Raw genomic sequence first — 24,125 nt, 5'->3', positions numbered from 1 at the left:
TAGATATAAAAACCTCGAGAAAAATTTCTCGAGGTTTTTGCTTATACAAAAAATTATTTAAAAGCATCATAAACCAATACTTATTACTATATTTGATTTATAATTAATTTGCTATGAAAAACATTACTTTTCTATTATTCTTTATAATACTTACATCCTGTGAAGGGCAAGAGATTGCGACTGACAACATAAAAGAAAAAGAGGTTGTCCAAAAAAAAATAAAGACTTATTTTGATGCTAAAGGAATAAAGGTTACATTCGAAAAACCCGAAAATTTTAATTATAAAAAAAAAGTTCTTTCTTTTAAAAACTTAGAGGAATTTGACAAATTTGTAGCTTTATCTAAAAAAAATATCGATTTTTCTCAAAAAGAGGTTTTCGAATATGACTATGGCGACAACACTATTCCTACAGGTGGAAGTAGTTCAGATGGTCTTTTCATAACAAAAACTATTGTCAAAAACACCCTTTTAGGATCCATTTACCTTAATATCTCATTTGTTAAGAAAAATTGCGAACCGAGTAAACTTACATCTTGGATTTCAGGAAATGCTTACACTTCTGAGTATACTGAAACTAATCAATATTTATCTATCAAAGATAAAACTACAACATGTATCAATATACAATACAGTGTTGTTGGAACTTTAACCACTCAGGTTGAAATTTCTGGAATGAATACTTACAATACCTCAACTGTAAGCATGAATGGTATACATTGCTGTAAATAGGTTCTTCAAAACAAAATATATACTTAATTTTTCCTCTCTACTACATAATCAATCATTTGAAGTAGTGATTTTTTGTAGTCAGAGTCTGGGTAGTTATCTAAAATAGCTAAGGCTTTATTTTTGTAATCCAACATTTTAGCTGTGGTGTATTCTAATCCTCCGTTTTGTTTTACAAAGGCAATCACTTCTTTTACTCGCTTTTTATTAGTGTTGTGCTTTTTAACAGAGTTAATCAACCAAGATTTTTCTTTTTTAGAGCAATTATTCAAAGTATAAATTAACGGAAGTGTCATTTTTTGTTCTTTGATATCTATACCGGTAGGTTTTCCTATTTTATCCTCTGTGTAATCGAATAAATCATCTTTAATTTGGAATGCAATACCAATGTATTCTCCAAACTTACGCATTTGTTGGACTGTTTCATTGTTCGCTCCTACCGAAGCTGCACCAATTCCGCAACAAGCTGCTATTAAAGTAGCTGTTTTTTGACGAATGATTTCAAAATATACTTCTTCAGTAATATCTAATTTACGCGCTTTTTCAATCTGTAATAACTCCCCTTCACTCATTTCACGTACCGCAATCGAAATCAATTTCAGCAAGTCAAAATCTTCATTATCTATAGAAAGCAATAATCCTTTAGAAAGTAAATAATCACCTACTAAAACAGCTATTTTATTTTTCCATAAGGCATTCATTGAAAAGAATCCTCTACGACGATTACTATCATCAACCACATCATCGTGTACTAATGTTGCAGTATGGATTAACTCTACTACTGACGCCCCACGATAGGTACGTTCATCAAATCCTCCGTTAGAAACCATTTTTGCGACCAAAAACACAAACATTGGTCGCATTTGCTTTCCTTTTCTACGAACGATATAATACGTAATTCTGTTTAATAATGGGATTTTAGATAACATCGAATCTTTGAACTTAGTTTCAAAGAGTTCCATTTCTTTGGCTATCGGAAGTTTTATTTGCTCTACTGGCTTCATGGCTAGCAAATGTAAGAAATAAATACCTAACTTTTATTCGCTAATTGTCCGCAAGCAGCATCAATATCTTTACCACGAGAACGACGAACATTCACTACAATATCATTCATTTCTAAGTTAGAAATATAGTTATTGATAGCTCTTTCAGAAGCTTGTTGGAACTCACCATCATCAATTGGATTATATTCTATTAAATTGACTTTACAAGGAATATATTTACAAAACTCCACCAATGCATTGATATCTTCTTTACGATCGTTAATTCCGTTCCAAACTACATATTCGTAAGTTACTTTTCGTTTGGTTTTTTCATACCAATACTCTAATGCTTCTCGTAAATCTTTTAACGGAAATGTAGCATTAAACGGCATAATCGATGTTCGAACTTCTTCTATGGCTGAATGCAACGAAACTGCTAAATTAAAACGCACCTCATCATCTGCCATTTTCTTAATTATTTTAGGAACTCCTGAAGTAGATACAGTAATTCTACGAGCAGCCATTCCTAAACCTTCTGGTGAAGTAATTTTATCAATTGCCTTGATAACATTATTGTAATTCATCAAAGGTTCTCCCATTCCCATAAACACAATATTTGATAATTTATGATTATGGTATAACCTACTTTGCTTATCAATAGCAACTACTTGATCATAAATTTCATCTGCATTCAAATTACGCATACGTTTTAAACGTGCAGTTGCACAAAACTTACAATCCAAACTACACCCAACTTGACTCGACACACAAGCAGTTGTTCTTGTCTCTGTAGGAATTAAAACCGACTCTACAATCAATCCATCATGTAACTTGATAGCATTTTTTATGGTACCATCATTACTACGTTGCATTGTATCAACTTCAATATGATTTATCACAAAATTATCATCTAACATTTGACGTGTTGCTTTTGATAAACTTGTCATATCATTAAACGAATGTGCTGCTTTATGCCACAACCATTCATATACCTGATTTCCTCGGAAGGCTTTATCTCCATTCTCTACAAAAAAATCACGTAGTTGTTCTTTAGTTAATGCTCGTATGTCTTTTTTCTTCGCTGTCATCAGGTACAAAAATACACAAAACCTCACAAGTAACTTGTGAGGTTTTGCTAATGATTATAAAAGTTCTTTTATAAAATTAACATCGCATCTCCGTACGAGTAAAATTTATATTTTTCTTTGATTGCTTCGTGATAAGCTTCCATCATAAAATCATGACCTGCAAATGCTGAAACCATCATTAATAAGGTTGATTTTGGAGTGTGGAAATTCGTTACCATACAGTTTGCGATACTAAAATCGTATGGAGGGAAAATAAATTTGTTTGTCCATCCTTCATAAGCATTTAACTGCTTACTTGAAGATACAGAAGACTCAACTGTTCTCATTACCGTAGTACCTACAGCACAAACTCTTCTCTTTTCTCCTATTGCTTTGTTTACGACATCTGCACTTGCTTGTGGAATAATGATTTGCTCAGAATCCATTTTATGCTTAGATAAATCTTCTACTTCAACAGGGTTAAATGTTCCCAACCCTACGTGTAAAGTAGTTTCAGCAAAATCAACTCCTTTAATTTCTAAACGCTTCATTAAGTGTTTAGAAAAGTGTAATCCTGCAGTTGGTGCAGCTACTGCTCCTTCGTTTTTTGCAAAAATAGTTTGGTAACGCTCTTCATCTTCTGGCTCTACCTCACGTTTGATATATTTTGGTAACGGAGTTTCTCCTAAATCAATTAATTTTTGTCTAAATTCTTCGTAAGAACCATCAAATAAGAAACGTAATGTTCTACCACGAGAAGTTGTATTATCAATTACTTCTGCTACTAAACTATCATCATCTCCAAAGAACAACTTATTTCCTATTCTTATTTTTCTTGCTGGATCTACTAATACATCCCACAAACGATTTTCAGCATTTAATTCGCGTAATAAGAATACTTCAATACGAGCTCCTGTTTTTTCTTTATTTCCGTACATACGAGCAGGAAATACTTTCGTATTGTTTAACATCATTACATCTCCTTCATCAAAATAATCGATTAAGTCTCTAAACAACTTATGTTCAATTTTTTGAGTATCACGGTGTAAAACCATTAAACGTGCTTCATCTCTATGCTCTGATGGGTATTCTGCCAATAATTCTTTTGGCAAGTCAAAATCAAAATTTGATAATTTCATTTGTAAAATTTTCTTAACGGAGGCAAATATACAATTTCAACATAGGGGTTGTCAAGTGATTGACTGTTTATTTTATCTCTTCATTTTTTATTCCAATAACATCCATATGTTCCCAAAAGCTTCGATATGATTTTGTTACTACCTCAGCTTCTAAAATTTCTACTGGAACTTTTAAAGCTAAAGGCGCAAATGCCATTGCCATTCGATGATCATTATAAGTTGCTATTTGAATGTTTTTTTTAATTTTTGAAGATGATTTTAAATGTAAACTCTCATTGGTTACTGAAATATTTGCACCTAATTTTGTTAATTCTTCATGCAATGCTTCTAAACGATCTGTTTCTTTAATCTTTAAGGTATGTAAACCTGATAAATCACAAGCTATTCCTAATCCAAAGCAAGTAACTGCAATAGTTTGGGCAATATCTGGTGCATTTTTTAAATCTTGCACTAAAATATTTGAATCGTGTTCTTTTTCTTTATTTAACGTGATAGAATTTTCTTCAAGAGTGGTATCCACTCCAAAGTGTTGGTAGATTTTTGCCAAACAACTATCTCCTTGTAAACTATCTTTTTTATAAGCTGATAATTTTACAGAAGAACCTACTTCGCTCAATGCTATAATCGAATAGAAATAAGACGCCGAACTCCAATCAGATTCTACTACAATCGTTTGTTCTTTTACAGTTGACTTTGGGGCTATTTTTATAATTTGCCCTTTAAAGTTTGCTTCAATTTCTAGTTGATGTAACAACTGCAACGTCATATTAATGTAAGGTACTGAAGTGATTTTACCTACCAACTCAATCTCCAATCCATTTTGTAAGCTTGGAGCAATTAACATTAATGCTGAAATGTATTGACTACTCACATTCCCGTTAATTGAAACCTTGCTTTTAGTTAACTGCTTACCCGTAATTTTTAGTGGTGGATATCCATCTTTTTCAACATATTCAATTTCAGCTCCTAAATCACTTAATGCGTTAACAAGAATTTCAATTGGTCGATTATGCATACGATCTGAACCTTGCAATATTTTTGTAACACCTTCTTGCGCTGCAAAAAAAGCAGTTAAAAAACGCATAGCGGTACCTGCATGACCAGTATCAGCTACGTTACTACTCGACGATAATGCTTCTTGTAAATGATGTGTATCGTCAGAGTCTGATAAGTTTTCAATCTGTAAACTCGGATATAATTGTTGTAAAATCAACAATCGGTTTGATTCACTTTTTGAACCTGAAATTGTAATTTCTTTACCTGATACAAACGTTTCTGCTTTTAGCTTTAAATCCATTACAGTTTACTTCATTCTTTTATTAACTATGTACATACTGTATATTACAGCAATAACAATTTTACTTAACCAAAAACGAATCCATTGCTTGTTTGCAAAATGCACATTATAAACAGTTTCAAAATCTCCAGAAAAAATAGCTCCTCCCGTTTTAAACAACAAAGAAAACAGTGCTACAACAACTAAAAAAGGGATCCCTACTTTTGCTACATTGATCCAAAAACTTCCTTTTTGTATATTCTTTATAAGACTCATTTATTGTAATTTTTCGTTGTTATGATGACGGTCGTGATCTCTCTTAGTTTTTATATCTAACTTCTTATCGAATGCTTCTTGCAAGTTTACTCCTGTTTGATTTGCTAAACACAATACCACAAACATTACATCTGCTAACTCTTCTCCTAAATCTTTGTTTTTATCACTTTCTTTTTCGCTTTGTTCTCCATAACGACGCGCAATAATTCGAGCAACCTCACCTACTTCTTCTGTTAGCTGCGCCATATTTGTTAACTCATTAAAGTAACGTACTCCGTGATTTTTAATCCAATCATCTACTTGTTTTTGTGCGTCTTGTATATTCATGCTTTCTACTTTCTTATTAAATATTCAAAGATAAAAACTTCTATTTCTTAATTGATTCGCCAAGGCGGATTTTTTCTGTGTTCGCCTGCTTTAAACAGAATTAATTTATTACCATCAGGATCTAACAAATGGGCTTCTCTCCATAACCATCGTTGGTCTATTGGTAACTGAGTGAACTGAATTCCTTTTTGCTGTAATTCTTCTACTAACTCGTCTAAATTATCATCTTCAAAATAAAGAGTAACTCCTTCTCCTTTGGGTAACCTCTCTACTTGATGAATTGAGAAAGTTGTATTACCATCTGGCACTTCAAATCGGACATATCTAGGGCTTGCATCTACAATGAGAAGCAAGCCTAGTTTTTTATAAAATATTACAGATTCATTTACATCTATAGATGGAATTGTTACTTGATTTAAGTCCATGCGATTACTTTTTCTCTTTTTACAATTCGCTTTAACATAAATAAAAACAACACTCCAATTCCTGATAATACAATCATAAAATTCCACGTATTATCAAACCCAATATTATCTATTAGTTGCATTCCTGAATTGTGCCCAAAAATATGAGACATTGAAAATGCAATACTATAATATGCCATATACTCACCCTGATTTCCTTTTTTGGCTCGTTCCATTACAAAGGCATTTGAAAAAGGAAATGCTATCATTTCTCCAATAGTCATTAACAACATTCCTACAATTAAAATTCCTACCCAACCTGTTAAATTGATTACCACAAAACTTAACCCTGTAAGCAATAAACCAAAAAACATTAAGAACTCTTTAGTATACTTACTTTTTTCTAACCAAGTAATGAGCGGCATTTCTAATAGGAAAATGAAAAATCCGTTCATCCCCATTAACAATCCTATTTCTAACTCTGTCAAATGATGTACATCTTTATAATAGAGAGGCATGGTAGAAAAATATTGTAAGAAAATAAATCCGAACACAAACATTCCTACAAAAAACACCCAAAAAGCCTTATCTGAAAAAACCGACTCTGGATTATCTACCTTTATTTCATCCAACACTCTTGCTTTTTTAGGATGTAACACATTTACCAATAATATAGTTGCTAAAACACAAGTAACTCCATCTACCCAGAACAATCCGCTATACCCCATTGAGGTAATTATTAACCCTCCAACAGCTGGACCTGCAGAAAAGCCCAAATTAATTGCCAGACGAATTAAGGTTACTGAACGTGTTTTATTTTCTGGTTTACTATAAGTATTTAAAGCTACAAACATAGCGGGTCTAAAAGTATCTGCTACTAGCATCACCAAAAAAATGCCGATACAAAATCCCCAAAAAGTATTAATAAACTGTAAGGCTATAAAGAGAATCCCTGTTAAAAACAAACTTGTTTTCATCACTTTGTAGAACCCTATTTTATCAGTTAACTTTCCTCCCAACCAAGATCCTCCAACAGATCCTAATCCAAAACAAGTCATAATCCAACCTACATCACTTAAAGAAAAATGCAAACTTTCTCTCAAATACAATGACATAAACGGAATTACCATGGTTCCTGCTCTGTTTATTAAAGTTATTAAAGCGAGCCACCATACTTCGCTTGAGAGACCTTTAAAAGTGTCTAAATAATTAAAATAGAGTTTTTTCATTTGGTTTGGTTTTAGTGTTGATTGCTGATATAAAAATAAAAAGTCCGACTATGAAGTCGGACTCTTTATTATCGTTATATTTTATATAAACATAATTATAATACATACATAGCCCGATCTGTCCTGTGTCTCACCACAGTCGATTTACATTGCTTATATGTATTAAAAATTGTCATTGTTTTTTCTTGATTGAGTTGTAAAACTAGTAAAAAAATAAATACACCTACATAAAAAGTTTTAAATAATTTTATATAGCACTGGTTTACTAGGTGTTGCATCGTTTTCAAACGGCGCTATCATTAAGTTCAAAAAGTAAGTTCCATCTTTTATTTTATTGGACACATAAATAAATTCGGTAATAGTAGCCTGCATTCTAATAGTTCCTTTTGTATTCCAAAAAGCATTATGTGCTAACAATTTTCCTTCATCTTTTTCTTTATCTACCGATGGTAAATCAATCAATAAATGTTCTATTCCTTTTTCTTTAAGATACTCTGCTGCCTCTTCTAACAAATACGGTGGATTTGTATTTGAGTATCGCATCGATTTTTTTTCTGACAAATTTGGAATCGTTCTTATAACAATAGCTTCTCTTTTCTTATTTCCTAAAACATATTGCAACTGCTTTTTAGAAATTACAAAATCTTTATTTTCTATTTGCTCAGGGGCTATGGTTACCACTTCTACTAAAAAGAAAAATTTTGATAGTTCTTTATTTACTGAATAAACTTCTTCTGTTATATGGCCAACACATTCGGTATGTGTAATATGTGAATGCGGATTAAACTGTATATTATTAAAATTTACATCTGCTCCTTGTTGTACACTTCCTGTCCAATCTCCTTCAGAAACAGGAAAAATCTTAGGGTCATCAAGATACCATGCATTGATGTTTTCTTTAGTGGTATCAATAGCTATTGAAATATCAAGTGGTTTTGATAAATCAATTTTATATTTTTTTGAATTATGTTCAATAGTTGCTGTCATACTCAAATATACCTAAATTATAAATAACTCACTAGCTAACCCATCAGCCAAGAACTTTCCTTCTTCTGTAGTTTTTAAAACTCCTTTGTTAGAATTAGGGTCAGATTGCTTCATTTCATTCTCAATTATCAATAGACCTTGATTAATAAATTTCTCAGCATTTTTAAGGAGATTTTCTCTAAACTCTTCTCCAAAATCTTCTACTATTTTTTCTAACGATACTCCCCAAATGGTTCTTAATCCTGTCATTAAATATTCATTAAACTGATCTTTTATAGTAAGTTCCTCCTGCTCTAAAGGGAGATTTCCTTCTTGAATAGTTTTGATATATTTTACATTGTTAGCTACATTCCAACTACGATGTGTTTTATTAAACGAATGTGCTGATGGACCAATTCCTATATACTTTTTTCCTAACCAGTAACTTGTATTATGTTTTGAGAAATAATCTGGTTTTCCAAAATTGGAAATTTCGTAATGTACAAATCCATTTTTAGCAGTTTCCGCTACCAAAATATCGAAATGTTCTTTAGCCACAGCTTCATCAACATCTGGATATTTTCCTTGTTTAATAAAGGAATCTAACGCTGTTTTAGGTTCCACTGTTAATGCATATGATGAAATATGATTAATTCCAAAATCAAAAGCAATTTGTAGGTTTTCTCTCCAACGCTCATTACTCATATTCGGGACACCATAAATCAAATCAATCGTAATGTTATCAAAGTAGCGAGTTGCTACAGACAAACATTTTCTCGCTTCTTGTGCATTATGAGCACGGTTCATTAATTGTAAGTCTTCTTCAAAAAAAGATTGAATTCCAATACTTAGTCGGTTAATTGGAGTTTTAGATAATTCAATTATTTTTTCTTCTGACAAATCATCTGGATTGGCTTCTAAGGTAATTTCTGGATCTTCAATTACTGTATAATTTTTGGAAATCGTATTCAGCAATAGTTCTATTTCATGAATAGATAATAAACTCGGTGTTCCTCCCCCAAAATAAATAGTTTCTATCGTTTCATTTAGAAGTTCTTCTTTTCTTAACTCCAATTCTTTTACCAAGCAAGATACCAGCTCTTCTTTCTTTTTTAAAGAGGTAGAAAAGTGAAAATCGCAATAGTAACACGCTTGCTTACAAAACGGGATATGTAGATAAATTCCTGCCAAATTATTTCACTTTTCCTGGGTTCTGTTTTACAAACGCTGCCCAACCTGTATAGTTCTTACCTCCTACTTTAGTTCCTGAATTATAGAAATGACACACCGCTGCAGCTAATCCATCAGTTGCATCTAGGTTTTTAGGGAGTTCTTTTAAGTTCAACAACGACTTTAACATTAAGGCTACTTGTTCTTTACTTGAAGTTCCTTTTCCTGTAATTGCCATTTTAATTTTCTTAGGTGCGTATTCGGTTACAGGAATTTGTCTTGACAATCCTGCTGCCATGGCAACACCTTGCGCACGTCCTAATTTTAACATCGATTGTACATTCTTACCAAAAAAAGGAGCTTCTAAAGCTATTTCATCTGGATTATAGGTATCAATCAACTCAATAGTGCGTTCAAAAATAATTTTTAGTTTTAAGTAATGATCATCATACTTTTTTAAGAGTAGTTCATTCATCTGCACAAATTCCATCTTTTTACCTACTACCTTTATAATTCCAAACCCCATAATACTTGTCCCAGGGTCAATACCTAATATGATTTTTTCTGTCTTCAAACTTCAGCTTATTTAACTTCCAGAGAAGTAAATTTAAATGTATTTCCATCAAACAATCCTTTATCTGATAGTTTTAAGGATGGAATTACCAACAAAGCCATAAAAGATAAGGTCATATACGGAGCTCGTAATTTACTTCCTAATTGTTTTGCCATGGCATCCAATTCTGCGTAGGCTTTTCCTATTTCAACCGCTGGTTTATCAGACATGATTCCTGCTACTGGAAGCGGAACTACTTTTTCTTCAGAAGAAGTTACCGCACAAACACCTCCTTTGTTTTCTATTAATAAATTAACTGCTTTGCAAATCAATTCGTCGGATACTCCTACTGCAATAATATTATGTGAATCATGACCAACAGAACTCGCTATGGCTCCTTCTTTTAGTCCAAAATTTTTGATAAAGGCTATGGAAGGTTCCGCGTTTTCGTAACGATTTACCACCGTCATTTTCAATACATCATTCTCTACATCTGAAACTAAATTTCCGTCTTTTATTAACGAATCCACTTCTATTTCATTTGTCACTAATTCTCCATCTAAGGCTTCAATAACTCGAATCTTTTCAGATGCTGAGTGGAACTCAAAATCAGCAATATTTTTTTTATCGGTATCAAAATTATTTAGTACTTCAAAGTCTACATGTTGTATGAATGATTCTCCTTTTTCAGCCACTAACTCCCCTTTGATATAGGTTTGTAACACCTCAAACTTTTGTAAGTCTTTTACTATAATAAAATCAGCATCATCTCCTTCGTTTAAAGTTCCTACATCCAAATTATAATGTTTTACCGGATTGACACAAGCAGCTTGTAATACTTTAAAAACATCTATTTCTTTCGCTACTGCGCGCTCACACAACTGATTAATATGTCCCAATAACAAATCATCTGGATGTTTATCATCTGAACAGAACATCATATTTTCATAATATTCAGGAAGTAAATCTATCAAAGCTTCGAAGTTTTTTGCTGCGCTTCCTTCTCGAATGATGACTTTCATTCCTTTTTGCAGCTTCTCTAAACCTTCTTCATAGGTAAAACATTCGTGATCGGTATAAATTCCTGCTGCGATGTATTTATCTAAATCTTCTCCTCTTAATCCTGGTGCATGTCCATCTACTGGTTTGTTATAATGTTTTGCCCTAGCGATTTTTTTCAACACTTCTTCATCTTGATAAATGACACCTGGATAATTCATCATCTCTGCTAAATATTTGATGTCAGGGTTCTGCATCATTTTTTTGATATCTTCTGAATCAATCAAAGCTCCTGCACTTTCAAAAGAAGTTGCTGGTACGCATGATGGTGCTCCAAAATTGAATTTTAACGGAACTTTCTTTCCGTTTTCAATCATAAAGTCAACTCCTTTCACACCTAGCACATTGGCTATTTCATGCGGATCAGATACCGTAGCTACGGTACCATGAGTTACCGCTATTTTTGCAAACTCTGATGGCACTAACATCGAGCTTTCAATATGAATATGTGCATCTATAAATCCAGGTAAAATATAGTTTTCTACGGAATGGTTTACTTCTCTTATCTGTGTAATCTTTCCTGCTTCTACCTCGACTTCTCCTTTAAAAATTCTTTTGTTTTGTATATCAACTATATTTCCTTGTACTCTCATAACCTAAGTATTTAACTATGCTAAAATACGCAGTATTTATGCATAAAAAAAGCATCCGATTTGGATGCTTTTTACAATTTTATTTTTCTGCTGCTGGAGGACCTCCCGCTAAAATTTCATCATTCGCATAGTCTTCAAACTTTTTAAAATTGTTTCTAAACGAATCTGCTAATTTATGTGCAGTTTTATAATATTCTTCATCGTTGTTCCAAGCTTTACGTTGACTTAATAACTCATCTGGAACTCCAGGGCACGTTCTTGGTTGTGCTAAACCAAATACAGAGTGGATTCTGAAATCTTCAGGAGAGTTTCCTAACTCACCATTTAATGCAGCATTAATCATTGCACGCGTATATTTTAATTTCATTCTGTGTCCAACTCCGTAAGGACCTGCGGTCCAACCAGTGTTCACTAACCAAACGTTAACTCCTGTTTCTTTCATTTTCTCACTTAACATTTCTGCATAACGAGTTGGGTGTAATGGCATAAATGGTGCTCCAAAACACGCTGAGAAACTTGGTTGTGGCTCAGTTACTCCAGCTTCTGTTCCTGCTACTTTAGCAGTATAACCAGAAATGAAGTGGTAAGCAGCTTGACCTGGTGTTAATTTTGAGATAGGAGGTAATACTCCAAAAGCATCTGCTGTTAAGAAGAAGATGTTCTTAGGGTTTTTACCAATTGAAGGTGTTTGAATATTTTCAATGTGATAAATTGGATAACTTACACGTGTATTTTGTGTAATAGTTGTATCAGCAAAATCCACATTCCCATTATCGTCCATTACGATGTTTTCAAGGATTGCACCTCTCTTGATTGCTCCGTAAATTTCTGGTTCTTTTTCTTGAGACAAGTCAATTACTTTTGCATAACATCCACCTTCAAAATTAAAGATAGTGTTTTCAGCAGTCCAACCATGCTCATCATCACCAATTAAACTACGGTTAGGGTCGGTAGATAAAGTAGTTTTACCTGTACCTGATAATCCGAAGAAAATAGCAGTATCTCCATCTTTACCAACGTTTGCAGAACAGTGCATTGGTAATGTGTTTTTAAATACTGGTAAAATAAAGTTTAACGCAGAGAAAATTCCTTTTTTAATCTCTCCTGTATATCCTGTACCTCCAATTAATGCGATTTTCTTACCAAAGTTTAAGATTGCAAAGTTATGTTGGCGAGTTCCGTCTACTTCTGGATCTGCCATAAAACCTGGAGCGTTAATTACAGTCCACTCTGGTGAAAAAGTTTTTAACTCTTCTGCAGTTGGACGTAAAAACATGTTGTAAGCAAACATGTTACTCCAAGGATATTCGTTTACTACACGAATATTTAATTTATAATCTTCATCTGCACATGCATAACTGTCACGTACAAACACTTCTTTATTTGATAAATAGTTAGTTACTTTATCGTATAACTTGTCAAATTTTTCTGAATCGAATGGGATATTGATATTTCCCCACCATACCTCATCTTTCGTAATATCGTCTTTAACGATAAAACGATCCATAGGAGAACGTCCTGTAAACTCACCTGTATTAACAGCTAAAGCTCCAAAACTAGTTTCTTTTCCTTGTCCTTTTTCTATAGTGATGTCGTGTAACTCGTCTGAAGTTAATTGATAACGAACCGTAGCGTCTTTTATGCCTAAGTTATCTAACGATATCGTTTTCGTATCAAGATTTGTCATCTTAAAAAATTTTAGTTGTGTTTAATTTTGGACAAAAATAGTTCTTTTTGATTAAACAGCTATATCATTAAAAGATTTTATCCCGTTTAATTTTTAACAGCTCTTTTAACAAAGTTGTATGCTAATAATGCCCAACCTACAATTAACAGCACTCCTCCTAAAGGTGTTATAAACCAAATAGACTTAGTCGGTACTTTTAATAAGTAAATAAGATAGATAGAACCTGAAAACAACAAAATTCCTGCTATTATAAAATAACTAATCCTGTTTTTTTCTTTATTCGTAAACTCTTTATACATATTAACGAAGAGCAACAGTAGTACATGAAAAAACTGATAGCGAACCGCCGTTTCAAAACTCTCTAGAGCTTCAGGTGTTAATTTTGACTTTAAAGCATGTGCTCCAAAAGCTCCTAAAACCACAGCAATCATTCCTAAGACCGCTGCTGTTGTTAAATTTTTATACATTTATCCTATTTTTGTTTAAATTTAAACTTTTTTAGCGATATTGTCGCCTCAAATATTATACACAACAAAAATAATTATAAATGAGAAATATATTGATTATTGGCGCTGGTAGATCGAGCTCCTCACTTATAAAATATTTATTAGATAAATCTTCACAAGAAAACTTACATATAACTATTGGAGACGTTTCGTTGGAAAGTGCCCAATCAAAAATCAACAACCATAAAAATGCTACGGCAATCCAATTAGATGTTTTTAATACTGATGAACGTGCCAATGCAATTCAAAAAACAGATATTGTAATTTCTATGCTTCCAGCTAGTTTCCATATTGAAGTAGCCAAAGACTGTATCACTTATGAGAAACATATGGTGACTGCTTCATATATTTCTGATGAAATGAAAGCTCTAGATGAAGAAGCTAAAACCAAAGGTTTGGTATTTATGAATGAGATTGGTTTGGATCCTGGAATTGACCACATGAGTGCGATGCAAATTATTGATCGAATTAAAGACCAAGGTGGTAAAATGTTATTATTTGAATCGTTTTGTGGCGGATTGGTAGCTCCTGAAAGTGATACCAACTTGTGGAACTATAAATTTACTTGGAATCCTAGAAATGTTGTTTTAGCAGGTCAAGGTGGTGCTTCTATGTTTATTCAAGAAGGAACTTACAAATACATTCCGTATCATAAATTATTTAGGAGAACGGAGTTTATGACAATTAACGGAAGTGGAAAATTTGAAGCATACGCCAATAGAGACTCTTTAAAGTATAGAAGTATTTATGGTTTGGAAGATATTAAAACCATGTACCGTGGAACCATTCGTAAAGTTGGTTTTTCTCGTGCTTGGAATGTGTTTGTTCAATTAGGAATGACTGATGATTCGTACACTATTGAAGATTCTGAAAACATGAGCTATCGTGACTTCACTAATCTTTTCTTAGCATATTCTCCTACAGATTCTGTAGAATTAAAGTTCCGTTCGTATGCAAAGATTGATCAAGATGATTTGATGTGGGATAAATTCTTAGAACTAGATATTTTCAATCCAAATAAAAAAGTTGGGTTGAAAAACGCAACGCCAGCACAAATTTTACAAAAAATATTAATGGATTCTTGGACTCTTGAAAAAGATGATAAGGATATGATTGTAATGCATCATATTTTCGGATACCAATACAAAGAAGACAAGTTTCAAATAGAAAGCAGCATGGTAATTAAAGGTGATGATCAAACCTACACTGCCATGGCAAAAACGGTTGGTTTACCTGTAGCAATGGCAACCGTACGTATTTTAAATGGTGACATTACAACTCCTGGTGTACAATTACCAATCAACAAAGAAGTATACGAACCAATTTTAAAAGAATTAGAAGATTACGGAATTAATTTTGTTGAAAAAGAAGTACCTTATTTAGGGTATAACCCTGAGAGTATAAAAGGCTAGAGTTAAATTTAAACATTTACTCTTTTTTAATAAATTAGCTGACTAAGTACTTAGTCAGCTAATTTATAATTTATAAAAAATTGAAAAAGAAAAACACTCATCATCTTATTCAAATAATAATTTTCTTCTTAATTATTACTAGTTGTAAAAACAAAAGTAATAGAGTGATAATTAGCTCTTCTCCTTTAATTTATTATACCAAAGACAAAGATCAATTGGATTTCTATCATGAAAAATTTGACAATCTTGTAGACTCTTTGAACTTTTTTAATAATGAAGGAATTAGACTTGCTAAAGATTTTAAAATTGATAAATCTCGTGAAGCTTTTTTAAAAGGTTTAAACAAAAACTCTACAAATGTGATTATTTTAAATAATCTAGGAAATTTAGAAAGAGATGCTAAAAACTTTCAAAAAGCTATTAAATATTATCAGAAATCATTCAACGAATCTGATTCTTTGTATTTTGTAGCCAAACTAAACTTAGCTAGAACATTGAGTATCATTGGAAAAGATATTGAATCAGAAAAAGGGTTCTATTACATCATTGATAACTCTAAATTAAACTTTATTAAAGGTTTAGCTTATTACCTACTTACTAAAAACTATTTAAGGTACGGCTATATTGACAAAGGGAATAATACGTTTAAAAAAGCAAAAGAATTACTCAAGGAAAATCCTGATTTCAATAATGATTTAATTAAACTTCAAAATAAATTAACGAATTATTACAACTAAATCGGTACTATCTTATTGGCATGGATAAAAAAATTGAAATCAAAGAAGGTTCTATCAGCAGAGTAATTTCAAGAACAATAGGTTTAGTTATCATATCTTATTTAGTTTTCAACTTTTATGACAACCCAAGTATTTATGGTATTTGTATACTTATAATATCCTTTCAATTACTTGTAAATGATGAAGCCTATACAATTACGGCTGACAGTAGAGGAATTGAAATATCCCATTCAAACCTTCTTAAAATATCAGCTTCAAAACAATATATTCGCTATTCTGAAATTAGTGGTATTCGATTTATCCCAAGCAAGTTCTCTTTAACCATTTTCCTTCTCAACACAATTATTAGATCCGGCGCTAAATCACATAAAGATTCCTTACTTACTATTTATAAAAAAAATGGAGATTTAATCGAAATGAAAGGAATAGGTACTAAAGGAGAGGTAGAATATTTGCAAAAATGGCTATCAATAAACCTTACACAACAACAATAACAACAACTTAAATCATAGAAAAACCTACCTTAAAAGTTAGTATTTTTACCCTTAAATACTACACTAGGATATGGCTGAAAGCATTTTAAAAAATCATATAAAAAACTACACCGATCTTTCAGAAGAAGAATTAACTAAAGTACTTTCTTTTTTTGACTGTCAATCCTACAAGAAAAAAGAAACTTTATTAACCACAAATAAACCTTGTAACAAGCTATTTTTTGTTACAAAAGGTTGTTTACAGTTATATTTTATTGATGATTTAGGCTACAAAAAAACAACTCAGTTTGCTTTAGAAAACTGGTGGTTAACAGATTTTTTAGCTTTTCAAAATCAAAAAGAATCTAATTTCATAATAGAAGCCGTAGAACATTCTAATGTATTATCAATTTCTTACGCTAAATACCAAGAACTACTCAATACTTTCCCTTCATTAAATATTTATTTTAGAAATATTTACGAAACTGCTTATGGTGCTTCTTTAATGCGGTTAAAATATATAAACAGTTACTCTAAAGAAGAAATGTACTTTAGGTTTCAAGAAGAGTTTCCTGAATTTGTGCAACGAGTACCTCAATATTCTTTAGCTAGTTTTTTAGGATTAACCCCAGAATACTTAAGTGAGATTAAAAAGAATCGTTTTTCTTAAGCTAGTTTATTTTTTACTGAATTCTTCTTAACTACCTTTGTACTTATATTAATTTAAGGGCATAATAGCATTATGAAAAATATGAAAAAAATCGTCGTTGTTGGCGGCGGTTTTGCTGGATTAGAACTTATAAAAGGATTAGGAAATTCAAAAAATTATCAGATTATTCTAGTAGATAGTAACAACTACAATTTCTTTCCTCCTTTAATCTACCAAGTATCCACAGGTTTTATGGAGCCATCTGCAATTAGCTATCCATTCAGAAAAATTTTAAGAAAATTTAAAAACGCCCGTTTTCGACTCGGTACCCTTGAAAAAGTTGTTCCAGAAGAAAACAAAATAGTCGTAAGTAATGGAGAAATTGAATATGACATCTTAGTAATGGCCACTGGTACAGAAAGTAATTTTTTTGGAAACAAAAACATTGAAAAGTACAGTTTACCAATGAAAACAATTAGTGATGCCTTATCTCTTAGAAATGTAATTTTAACTCGATTTGATCGTGCTACTAGAATCCACAATCCAGAAGAGAGGAAAAAGTGTTTAACTTTTGTAATTGCAGGAGCTGGACCCACTGGGGTTGAACTTTCAGGAATTTTATCAGAAATTAAAACTTCTATTATCATAAAAGATTACCCTGAACTAGACAAAAATGACTTTGGTGAAATACACCTTATCGATGGTCAAAGCTCTGTTTTAGCTCCTATGTCTAAAAAAGCACAAGAGTACACCTCTAAAAAATTAAGTGAACTAGGTGTTAAACTAACAATGAATACAATGGTTAATGACTTTGATGGCGAAACCGTGTATTTATCAAACGGAGAAAAAATAGAAACCAAAAACCTTATTTGGGCGGCCGGTGTATCTGCAAAGACATTCGACGGTTTTTCAAAAGAAAGCTTTGGTCCTGGTAGAAGATTGAAAACAAATCAATTTAATCTAGTAGACACATACGATAACATCTATGCTTTAGGTGACTGCGCCTTAATTTTAGGTGATAAAAACTATCCTAACGGACACCCACAATTAGCGCAACCAGCATTACAGCAGGCAAAAAACTTAGCTAAAAACCTTAATAGAAAAGATGATAACTGGAAAACTTTCCAGTACAACGACAAAGGATCTTTGGCTATTATTGGAAGAAACAAAGCTGTACTTGACTTCCCTGGACAAAAACAATCTTTAAAAGGTTTTGTTGCTTGGTTAATTTGGATTTTTGTACACATTATGGGGCTTGTAAACTTTAAAAACAAAGTAAGAACTCTATACAACTGGTTAGGCTACTACATATACAAAGACCAATATTTTAGAATGATTATTAAGCCTACTCAAAGAGGTACTAAATAAAATACGCATGAAAAATTTAAGTCTTATCTCGCTACTGATTTTTACAATTATTACTGTTAGCTGTAATTCAGAAAAATCGAAAACCAACAAAAAAACTGACGAAGTTGAAAATGTTATATCTCCATCTGATACACTAACTAAACACCTAAAACCATTTAACCCTGATTTACCAACTATTGGACTTTTAATGTTTAACGGGGTTTTACAAGGAGAAGTTATAGCAACGTCAGATGTTTTTGGTAAAGTAGATAAAAAAGGTAAACAACTTTTTAATGTAGTTACTATAGCTGAAACAGCTAAACCAATTACCACCGAAGAAGGAATGCATTTTGTTCCTGACTATACTTTTGATGATTGCCCTAAATTAACAGCTCTATTTGTACCAAGTGCTTACGATATGTACGCACAAGTACACAACAATAAAGTAGTAGATTTTATAAAAACAAAAAATCAAGAGACCCAATACACTGTTAGTAATTGTGCTGGTGCTAATTTAATAGGTAAATCTGGTATAGCTGATGGTCATAAAATTGTAACATGGATTGGTGGTGGTGAGCAACTACAAAAAGATTACCCTAATTTAAAAGTTCAAAACGACAGCTTGGTAACTTTTATAAAAGATGGTAAATTTTTATCTTCAAACGGAAATTTAGCAAGTTATATTTCGGCGTTAGAACTACTCGAAATTATGACAAATACTGAACACAGAAAATTTGTTGAAAGCTATTTATACCTTGATAGACTTAAAAACTGGAAAAAATAACACTTCCTTTAAAGCTTACATTTTCAAATAAAAATCTTTTGTAAGATTAATATAGGCATCAGTATACTGGTGCCTTTTTGTTTCTATTATCAACTCTTCTTCTTTAATTGAAGTTTCTACAAAAGATAATTCTAATAAACTTCTTTTTACCTCTGTATCAGGTGTTCCTTTTACACGACAAACTCTGTTTAGATATAAATCATACTTTTTAGCTAGCTCTACAAAGTTTTCTTGCTCTTTGAATGGTATAATTGTTGAAAACCTTCCGTTTTCGGACAATATTTTACTCACTCCTTTTAATAAGTCTTCAAAAGACAACGAACTCGTGAATCGAGCTTTATTTCTCGCTACATCTTCTGTTTCGTAGTTATCTGTATAAAATGGTGGGTTGGATACAATAACATCATATTGTTCTTCCTCTTCTGCCATTTCTTCTGCAAACTCTACAAAAGAAGCATTATAACAAAAGAGACGATCTCCCCAATCTGATTGTTCAAAATTTTCAACGGTTTGCTCATAGGCATTTTCATCAACCTCTACCGCATCAATCGTCATGGCATCACTACGTTGTGCTAACATCAAAGAAATAACTCCTGTACCAGAGCCAACATCTAGCATTGTATCTGGATAATCTCCTAAATTACACCACGCTCCTAACAATACAGCATCGGTACCAATTTTCATCGCTGTTTTATCTTGATGTACTGTAAACTCCTTAAATTGAAATGGCTTCATTTATAAAAATCTACTTAGAATATTTTCTGCATTGAAAAACAAGTACAATACTATAATTAATAAGATTACTAGAAACAATCCTCTTTTAGGATTTCCTTTTTTTCTATTACCAAAACGTCTTTTAAACTCCATTTGTTTGTTTTCTAATTTCTACACTAATTATAAAAATATTACTTTCTAACTTTCGTTGCTCGAAGCATTTCTCTTTTTCCTGGTGGTCCTGGTAAACGTTCTACATCAAACCCTACCGCTTGCATTGCACGTCGTACACTTCCTTTTGCTGAATAGGTTACTAATACTCCCTCAGCTTTTAGAGCCGAAAACATAATTCGAAAAATATCTTCTGTCCACAAATCTGGCTGCACCCTTGCTCCAAAGGCGTCAAAATAAATCAAATCAAATTGATTTTCATCTGTAATTTCAGAAAAAAATTGCTTGCGCTTTGTTAGCGAAAAATTATTAGTAATAGCATGCTTTGCTTCCCAAGAAACTTCATGTATTTTATTAAATAATTCTTGCTTCTCTTCAGCCTCTAATTCTGCTACGTAATTTAGCTTTCCAACTTCTTCTTTAGCTACAGGATATGCCTCTACTCCTACATAATCAATATCTTTTCTTGCTTCCAATAACGTGATAAAACAATTAAGACCAGTACCAAAACCAATTTCTAAAATTGAAATTTTCTCTTGATCAACATACTTCAAGCCGTTTCTAATAAATACATGATATGCTTCTTGTATCGCACCGTGTTTAGAATGATATTGTTCATTCCATTCAGGTAAGTGAATGGTTGTAGAACCATCGGACGTTATAATTATTTCTCTTTTAATTACTAAATTATTTAATTAATAATTTTTTAATTCTAGGTATAGGTCCTCTACAAGTAGTTTCATGACAGGCAATACAACTATTTATTGCTTGATTAAAGTTTTGCTTTAGTGAATCTTGTGAACCGCTGTATACCTGTTGCATATTTTGTATATACAATTTTGAAAAAGCCTCAAAACTAGCATTTCTATCTGCAGGGTCAGTTAAAACTGCATCATGAATATTGAGGTAAATATCAGGGAAATTCCCTATGCTATCTCCTTCTAAAATCTTATTCTTAACTGTCATATTACCTTCATACATAGCATTCATTAAAGCTGCCATTTCTGAAGATTGATACATAATTAGTTCTTCTTTGGGTTGCTTTATTTCTTTTTTACAAGAAAAAAGAAATAAAGCTATACATAACAATTCTAAAACGTTCTTCATTACTTTTTCATTAACACTCCATCTGCTTCAAAAGCATATGTGTATTTTGGTTCAGTAATTTGAGCTATTTCTTCTTCTGATTTTCCAGCATCTTTAGCATAATGTTGTAATTCATCTACTGAAATTTCAGTTACATAAGCCTTACCGTTTACTACTACTTCTTTTGCATCTGCATTTAATGGCATAAAAAATCCGTAATCTTTGAAGCGTACCATAGATTCTTGCTCTTCTCCTAAGTCTAACTTCATCCAACAACCTTTTTTCTTACATACTTCGTTTATTGTAGATGCAAATTTTACATTTAAAGTATCTCCTGCTTTAAGGTTTTTGAATTTTGCTCGCATTTCATCTGCAGAAATTGCATCAGCATCTGTAATCTTTTCTCCGAAAGATGCGTATTCTATTTTCTGCACTTCAGTAGTATTTGTAGCAGATTTCTCTTCTTTCTTTTCAACTTTACACGAACTAAGCGCCACACTTAAAACCATAGCAACAACTAGTAGTCTTTTCATTTTCAAAATTTTAAAATTAATACTCAACAAATATACTTATTATTTCTTCAAACAATAAGCCACTCTAGAACATACCACTAGATTTTGTATCTTCGTAGCACTTCTAAAAACAACACACAATGAATATTGATATTGAGCTTATACAAGAATCGAAAATAGATAAAGTAGATTTTAACAACTTAGCGTTTGGTCGTGTTTTTTCTGACCATATGTTAGTTTGTGATTTTAAAGATGGTGAGTGGAAAACTCCTAAAATTATGCCTTACGGACCAATGACTTTTGAACCTTCGGCAAGAGTTTTTCATTATGGACAAGCTGTTTTTGAAGGAATGAAAGCTTATAAAGATGATAACGATGATGTTTTTTTATTTCGCCCTGATGAAAACTTTCACAGAATTAATAAATCTGGAGAACGCTTAGCAATGCCTCCTGTACCTGAGAATGTATTTATGGAAGGGCTAAAAAAATTATTAGAAATTGACGGTGCTTGGATTAAAAAAGGATTTGGAAACTCGTTATACATCCGTCCTTTTATTATTGCTTCTGAAGGAGCTATTTCTGCTTCTCCTGCTGAAGAATACAAATTCATCATCATCTGTTCACCTGCACAATCATACTATGCTGGAGAAGTTCGTGTTCTTTTTGCTGAAAAATATAGTCGCTCTGCCGATGGTGGTGTTGGATTTGCAAAAGCAGCAGGTAACTACGCTGCACAGTTTTACCCAACTAGTTTAGCTCATAAAGAAGGATACCAACAAATTGTTTGGACAGATGCTAACACACACGAATATCTTGAAGAAGCAGGTACTATGAATGTGTTCTTTAGAATTGGTAACAAACTTATTACCGCACCAACAAACGATCGTATTTTAGATGGTGTTACTCGTAAATCAATCATTCAACTTGCTAACGATTATAATATTGATATAGAGGTACGAAGAGTATCGGTTTCTGAAATAAAAGAGGCTGCAAGAAAAGGAGAATTAAAAGAAATTTTTGGTTCTGGTACAGCTGCAGTAATAAACCCAATTAAAGGTTTTAAACACCAAGATGAAACTTTTGAGTTACCAGACATGGAAGATTCATATGCTACTTTTTTCAAAGAAAAACTACTTGGAATTCAATATAACAAACTGGAAGACAAGCACAACTGGAGGGTGAAAATTTAGTTTTTTCATTAAAAAAAGCTATATTAGTGGATAATATTCAATTTTTGAATAGAAAAATCTAAATAAAATGAGAAATATAGTACCAGCATTATTATCTATAGGAATTGGTTTTGCTATTTCTTTTTTTGGTTTACAAAGTTACTCGAACTCTATATCGGGTAAACCTATTTTCGCTATAAACGAAACCGTAGACACCCAAGAAGAAACTCAACTTCCTGAAGAGGAAGAAACAACTGATACAGAAGATACGCAACAAGAAATTAGCACGGATACTAATGAGGAAACTCCTTCTGTCGAAGAAACAATTCCTGAAGAGGACACTCAAGAAAACAGAGAAGAAGATGAAGGGGGAGAAGGAGAAGCTATGGAAGTTGAAACAATTACTTCAGCTTCTTATGATTCTAATGATATTCAAAAGAGTTTTGATAATTGGGAAGCCTATACAAAAGACAATATTGATTTGATGGCTACTTTTACTCCTCTAGATGAAAAAGGAGCTACTATTGAAAAAGGTATTTTCCTAACATTATTACGTACTGGCGCTTTTATTCCTGTTAAATCTGTAAAAGAAGGAAAAACACAATACCAACTGACAAATATCAATGATACTTCTGATGAAAAAATAAAGAAGTCTATTACTAGTAAAGCTGCTATAGCTCATCAATATTTTAAAATGGAAGGGAAAAAACTTCCTGATTATAATTTTGTTGATTTAAAAGGTAAAACACACAACAAGGCTGACACAAAAGGCAAACTACTAGTAATTAAATGTTGGTTTATTACTTGTAAAGTATGTGTAGAAGAATTTCCTAAATTAAACGAGTTGGTAGACAAATACAAAGATGAAAAGATTGAGTTTGTTAGTTTAGCTTTTGATAAAAAAGACGAATTAGTTGAATTTTTAGAAACTAAAGAGTTTAAATACCCTACTATTCCTGAACAAAAGGATTACATGGCAAAAAAACTAAAAGTTAAGCAATATCCTACACATTTAATTGTTGACTCTAACGGTATTATTATTAAAATGGTTAATAATGTAAAAACCTTAACCTCAGAATTAGAACGAATTATGGGTAAATAAACAGAA

27 protein-coding genes are annotated in these 24,125 nt (G+C 32.1%); 9 read left to right on the top strand and 18 right to left on the bottom strand.

Annotated elements, in window-relative coordinates:
• Positions 1 to 113: 113 nt before the first annotated feature.
• Complete coding sequence (locus N534_RS0110490; protein ID WP_028892449.1) at positions 114 to 731, top strand: hypothetical protein; 618 nt, start codon at positions 114 to 116, stop codon at positions 729 to 731.
• Between the two features lie 23 nt (positions 732 to 754).
• Here the strand turns inward: N534_RS0110490 and N534_RS0110485 are convergent, their stop codons facing one another.
• From N534_RS0110485 to N534_RS0110420, 14 genes are all read right to left on the bottom strand, one after another.
• The gene (locus tag N534_RS0110485) at positions 755 to 1,732 is read right to left on the bottom strand and encodes a polyprenyl synthetase family protein (protein WP_028892448.1); all 978 of its coding nucleotides are present in this window, start codon (positions 1,730 to 1,732) and stop codon (positions 755 to 757) included.
• A gap of 26 nt (positions 1,733 to 1,758) precedes the next feature.
• On the bottom strand, positions 1,759 to 2,799 hold the full coding sequence (gene rlmN / locus N534_RS0110480) for a 23S rRNA (adenine(2503)-C(2))-methyltransferase RlmN (protein WP_028892447.1): 1,041 nt from the start codon (positions 2,797 to 2,799) through the stop codon (positions 1,759 to 1,761).
• A gap of 68 nt (positions 2,800 to 2,867) precedes the next feature.
• Positions 2,868 to 3,917, bottom strand: a complete 1,050-nt coding sequence (gene queA, locus N534_RS0110475; protein WP_028892446.1) for a tRNA preQ1(34) S-adenosylmethionine ribosyltransferase-isomerase QueA — start codon at positions 3,915 to 3,917, stop codon at positions 2,868 to 2,870.
• A gap of 67 nt (positions 3,918 to 3,984) precedes the next feature.
• Complete coding sequence (locus N534_RS0110470; protein ID WP_028892445.1) at positions 3,985 to 5,214, bottom strand: 3-phosphoshikimate 1-carboxyvinyltransferase; 1,230 nt, start codon at positions 5,212 to 5,214, stop codon at positions 3,985 to 3,987.
• A 6-nt stretch (positions 5,215 to 5,220) separates the two neighbouring features.
• A complete protein-coding gene (locus tag N534_RS0110465) occupies positions 5,221 to 5,469 on the bottom strand; it encodes a hypothetical protein (RefSeq protein ID WP_028892444.1) in 249 nt (82 codons plus the stop codon).
• Complete coding sequence (locus N534_RS0110460) at positions 5,470 to 5,796, bottom strand: nucleotide pyrophosphohydrolase (RefSeq protein ID WP_028892443.1); 327 nt, start codon at positions 5,794 to 5,796, stop codon at positions 5,470 to 5,472.
• Positions 5,797 to 5,843: 47 nt separating this feature from the next.
• Positions 5,844 to 6,221 carry a VOC family protein gene (locus tag N534_RS0110455; RefSeq protein ID WP_028892442.1) on the bottom strand — a complete coding sequence of 126 codons (378 nt, stop codon included), beginning with the start codon at positions 6,219 to 6,221 and terminating at the stop codon, positions 5,844 to 5,846.
• Positions 6,212 to 7,429 (bottom strand): MFS transporter, encoded by a 1,218-nt coding sequence (locus N534_RS0110450; protein WP_028892441.1) that lies wholly within the window; start codon positions 7,427 to 7,429, stop codon positions 6,212 to 6,214. Before N534_RS0110450 ends, N534_RS0110455 begins: the two co-directional genes overlap by 10 nt.
• A 237-nt stretch (positions 7,430 to 7,666) precedes the next feature.
• Entirely contained in the window at positions 7,667 to 8,416 is a 750-nt protein-coding gene (locus N534_RS0110445; RefSeq protein WP_028892440.1) for a cyclase family protein, read from the bottom strand.
• A gap of 12 nt (positions 8,417 to 8,428) precedes the next feature.
• Positions 8,429 to 9,586 carry a radical SAM family heme chaperone HemW gene (gene hemW / locus N534_RS0110440; protein WP_028892439.1) on the bottom strand — a complete coding sequence of 386 codons (1,158 nt, stop codon included), beginning with the start codon at positions 9,584 to 9,586 and terminating at the stop codon, positions 8,429 to 8,431.
• Between the two features lies 1 nt (position 9,587).
• On the bottom strand, positions 9,588 to 10,139 hold the full coding sequence (ruvC, locus tag N534_RS0110435; protein WP_028892438.1) for a crossover junction endodeoxyribonuclease RuvC: 552 nt from the start codon (positions 10,137 to 10,139) through the stop codon (positions 9,588 to 9,590).
• An 8-nt stretch (positions 10,140 to 10,147) separates the two neighbouring features.
• Entirely contained in the window at positions 10,148 to 11,770 is a 1,623-nt protein-coding gene (gene ade, locus N534_RS0110430; protein ID WP_028892437.1) for an adenine deaminase, read from the bottom strand.
• Between the two features lie 79 nt (positions 11,771 to 11,849).
• The gene (gene pckA / locus N534_RS0110425) at positions 11,850 to 13,457 is read right to left on the bottom strand and encodes a phosphoenolpyruvate carboxykinase (ATP) (RefSeq protein WP_028892436.1); all 1,608 of its coding nucleotides are present in this window, start codon (positions 13,455 to 13,457) and stop codon (positions 11,850 to 11,852) included.
• 86 nt (positions 13,458 to 13,543) lie between these two features.
• Positions 13,544 to 13,924, bottom strand: a complete 381-nt coding sequence (locus N534_RS0110420; RefSeq protein WP_028892435.1) for a DUF423 domain-containing protein — start codon at positions 13,922 to 13,924, stop codon at positions 13,544 to 13,546.
• An 80-nt stretch (positions 13,925 to 14,004) separates the two neighbouring features.
• Between N534_RS0110420 and N534_RS0110415 the strand changes: the two genes are divergently transcribed.
• The 6 genes from N534_RS0110415 (at position 14,005) to N534_RS0110390 (ending at position 19,365) form a co-directional block, all read left to right on the top strand.
• Entirely contained in the window at positions 14,005 to 15,375 is a 1,371-nt protein-coding gene (locus N534_RS0110415; protein WP_028892434.1) for a saccharopine dehydrogenase family protein, read from the top strand.
• Positions 15,376 to 15,455: 80 nt separating this feature from the next.
• Positions 15,456 to 16,112: a lipopolysaccharide assembly protein LapB gene (locus tag N534_RS0110410; RefSeq protein ID WP_156025596.1), complete on the top strand. Its 657-nt coding sequence runs from the start codon at positions 15,456 to 15,458 to the stop codon at positions 16,110 to 16,112.
• Between the two features lie 20 nt (positions 16,113 to 16,132).
• Positions 16,133 to 16,606, top strand: coding sequence for a hypothetical protein (locus N534_RS0110405; RefSeq protein ID WP_028892432.1), 474 nt, complete (start codon positions 16,133 to 16,135; stop codon positions 16,604 to 16,606).
• A 70-nt stretch (positions 16,607 to 16,676) separates the two neighbouring features.
• Positions 16,677 to 17,255, top strand: coding sequence for a Crp/Fnr family transcriptional regulator (locus N534_RS0110400; RefSeq protein WP_028892431.1), 579 nt, complete (start codon positions 16,677 to 16,679; stop codon positions 17,253 to 17,255).
• Between the two features lie 72 nt (positions 17,256 to 17,327).
• Positions 17,328 to 18,602 carry an NAD(P)/FAD-dependent oxidoreductase gene (locus N534_RS0110395; protein WP_028892430.1) on the top strand — a complete coding sequence of 425 codons (1,275 nt, stop codon included), beginning with the start codon at positions 17,328 to 17,330 and terminating at the stop codon, positions 18,600 to 18,602.
• Positions 18,603 to 18,609: 7 nt separating this feature from the next.
• Positions 18,610 to 19,365 (top strand): DJ-1/PfpI family protein, encoded by a 756-nt coding sequence (locus N534_RS0110390; RefSeq protein WP_028892429.1) that lies wholly within the window; start codon positions 18,610 to 18,612, stop codon positions 19,363 to 19,365.
• A 15-nt stretch (positions 19,366 to 19,380) separates the two neighbouring features.
• Here the strand turns inward: N534_RS0110390 and N534_RS0110385 are convergent, their stop codons facing one another.
• The 4 genes from N534_RS0110385 to N534_RS0110365 all read right to left on the bottom strand — a co-directional run bounded on the left by N534_RS0110385 (position 19,381) and on the right by N534_RS0110365 (position 21,869).
• Complete coding sequence (locus N534_RS0110385) at positions 19,381 to 20,100, bottom strand: tRNA1(Val) (adenine(37)-N6)-methyltransferase (protein ID WP_028892428.1); 720 nt, start codon at positions 20,098 to 20,100, stop codon at positions 19,381 to 19,383.
• A 170-nt stretch (positions 20,101 to 20,270) separates the two neighbouring features.
• Complete coding sequence (mnmD, locus tag N534_RS0110375; RefSeq protein WP_028892427.1) at positions 20,271 to 20,930, bottom strand: tRNA (5-methylaminomethyl-2-thiouridine)(34)-methyltransferase MnmD; 660 nt, start codon at positions 20,928 to 20,930, stop codon at positions 20,271 to 20,273.
• Positions 20,931 to 20,937: 7 nt separating this feature from the next.
• Positions 20,938 to 21,357, bottom strand: a complete 420-nt coding sequence (locus N534_RS0110370; RefSeq protein WP_028892426.1) for a hypothetical protein — start codon at positions 21,355 to 21,357, stop codon at positions 20,938 to 20,940.
• Complete coding sequence (locus tag N534_RS0110365; protein ID WP_028892425.1) at positions 21,357 to 21,869, bottom strand: DUF4920 domain-containing protein; 513 nt, start codon at positions 21,867 to 21,869, stop codon at positions 21,357 to 21,359. Before N534_RS0110365 ends, N534_RS0110370 begins: the two co-directional genes overlap by 1 nt.
• Before the next feature lie 119 nt (positions 21,870 to 21,988).
• On the opposite strand from N534_RS0110365, the gene N534_RS0110360 reads away from it, so the two are divergent.
• Positions 21,989 to 23,038 (top strand): branched-chain amino acid aminotransferase, encoded by a 1,050-nt coding sequence (locus tag N534_RS0110360; protein ID WP_028892424.1) that lies wholly within the window; start codon positions 21,989 to 21,991, stop codon positions 23,036 to 23,038.
• A gap of 67 nt (positions 23,039 to 23,105) precedes the next feature.
• A complete protein-coding gene (locus N534_RS14705; protein WP_051435900.1) occupies positions 23,106 to 24,119 on the top strand; it encodes a TlpA disulfide reductase family protein in 1,014 nt (337 codons plus the stop codon).
• Positions 24,120 to 24,125: the final 6 nt, after the last annotated feature.

It is taken from the genome of Tenacibaculum sp. 47A_GOM-205m (assembly GCF_000518405.1).
In the GTDB taxonomy this organism is placed as follows: domain Bacteria; phylum Bacteroidota; class Bacteroidia; order Flavobacteriales; family Flavobacteriaceae; genus Polaribacter; species Polaribacter lutimaris.
This window is presented reverse-complemented; position numbering and strand designations above follow the sequence as displayed.

What these genes read in the sequence shown, in the direction of transcription:
- N534_RS0110470 (WP_028892445.1), bottom strand. Translation starts at nt 5,214, where the DNA reads ATGGATTTAAAGCTAAAAGCAGAAACGTTTGTATCAGGTAAAGAAATT.
- N534_RS14705 (WP_051435900.1), top strand. Translation starts at nt 23,106, where the DNA reads ATGAGAAATATAGTACCAGCATTATTATCTATAGGAATTGGTTTTGCT.
- N534_RS0110420 (WP_028892435.1), bottom strand. Translation starts at nt 13,924, where the DNA reads ATGTATAAAAATTTAACAACAGCAGCGGTCTTAGGAATGATTGCTGTG.
- N534_RS0110485 (WP_028892448.1), bottom strand. Translation starts at nt 1,732, where the DNA reads ATGAAGCCAGTAGAGCAAATAAAACTTCCGATAGCCAAAGAAATGGAA.
- N534_RS0110385 (WP_028892428.1), bottom strand. Translation starts at nt 20,100, where the DNA reads ATGAAGCCATTTCAATTTAAGGAGTTTACAGTACATCAAGATAAAACA.
- N534_RS0110360 (WP_028892424.1), top strand. Translation starts at nt 21,989, where the DNA reads ATGAATATTGATATTGAGCTTATACAAGAATCGAAAATAGATAAAGTA.
- queA (WP_028892446.1), bottom strand. Translation starts at nt 3,917, where the DNA reads ATGAAATTATCAAATTTTGATTTTGACTTGCCAAAAGAATTATTGGCA.
- N534_RS0110465 (WP_028892444.1), bottom strand. Translation starts at nt 5,469, where the DNA reads ATGAGTCTTATAAAGAATATACAAAAAGGAAGTTTTTGGATCAATGTA.
- N534_RS0110455 (WP_028892442.1), bottom strand. Translation starts at nt 6,221, where the DNA reads ATGGACTTAAATCAAGTAACAATTCCATCTATAGATGTAAATGAATCT.
- N534_RS0110415 (WP_028892434.1), top strand. Translation starts at nt 14,005, where the DNA reads ATGAGAAATATATTGATTATTGGCGCTGGTAGATCGAGCTCCTCACTT.
- N534_RS0110450 (WP_028892441.1), bottom strand. Translation starts at nt 7,429, where the DNA reads ATGAAAAAACTCTATTTTAATTATTTAGACACTTTTAAAGGTCTCTCA.
- N534_RS0110395 (WP_028892430.1), top strand. Translation starts at nt 17,328, where the DNA reads ATGAAAAATATGAAAAAAATCGTCGTTGTTGGCGGCGGTTTTGCTGGA.
- N534_RS0110400 (WP_028892431.1), top strand. Translation starts at nt 16,677, where the DNA reads ATGGCTGAAAGCATTTTAAAAAATCATATAAAAAACTACACCGATCTT.
- N534_RS0110445 (WP_028892440.1), bottom strand. Translation starts at nt 8,416, where the DNA reads ATGACAGCAACTATTGAACATAATTCAAAAAAATATAAAATTGATTTA.
- N534_RS0110370 (WP_028892426.1), bottom strand. Translation starts at nt 21,357, where the DNA reads ATGAAGAACGTTTTAGAATTGTTATGTATAGCTTTATTTCTTTTTTCT.
- N534_RS0110365 (WP_028892425.1), bottom strand. Translation starts at nt 21,869, where the DNA reads ATGAAAAGACTACTAGTTGTTGCTATGGTTTTAAGTGTGGCGCTTAGT.
- N534_RS0110460 (WP_028892443.1), bottom strand. Translation starts at nt 5,796, where the DNA reads ATGAATATACAAGACGCACAAAAACAAGTAGATGATTGGATTAAAAAT.
- ade (WP_028892437.1), bottom strand. Translation starts at nt 11,770, where the DNA reads ATGAGAGTACAAGGAAATATAGTTGATATACAAAACAAAAGAATTTTT.
- pckA (WP_028892436.1), bottom strand. Translation starts at nt 13,457, where the DNA reads ATGACAAATCTTGATACGAAAACGATATCGTTAGATAACTTAGGCATA.
- N534_RS0110405 (WP_028892432.1), top strand. Translation starts at nt 16,133, where the DNA reads ATGGATAAAAAAATTGAAATCAAAGAAGGTTCTATCAGCAGAGTAATT.
- rlmN (WP_028892447.1), bottom strand. Translation starts at nt 2,799, where the DNA reads ATGACAGCGAAGAAAAAAGACATACGAGCATTAACTAAAGAACAACTA.
- N534_RS0110390 (WP_028892429.1), top strand. Translation starts at nt 18,610, where the DNA reads ATGAAAAATTTAAGTCTTATCTCGCTACTGATTTTTACAATTATTACT.
- N534_RS0110490 (WP_028892449.1), top strand. Translation starts at nt 114, where the DNA reads ATGAAAAACATTACTTTTCTATTATTCTTTATAATACTTACATCCTGT.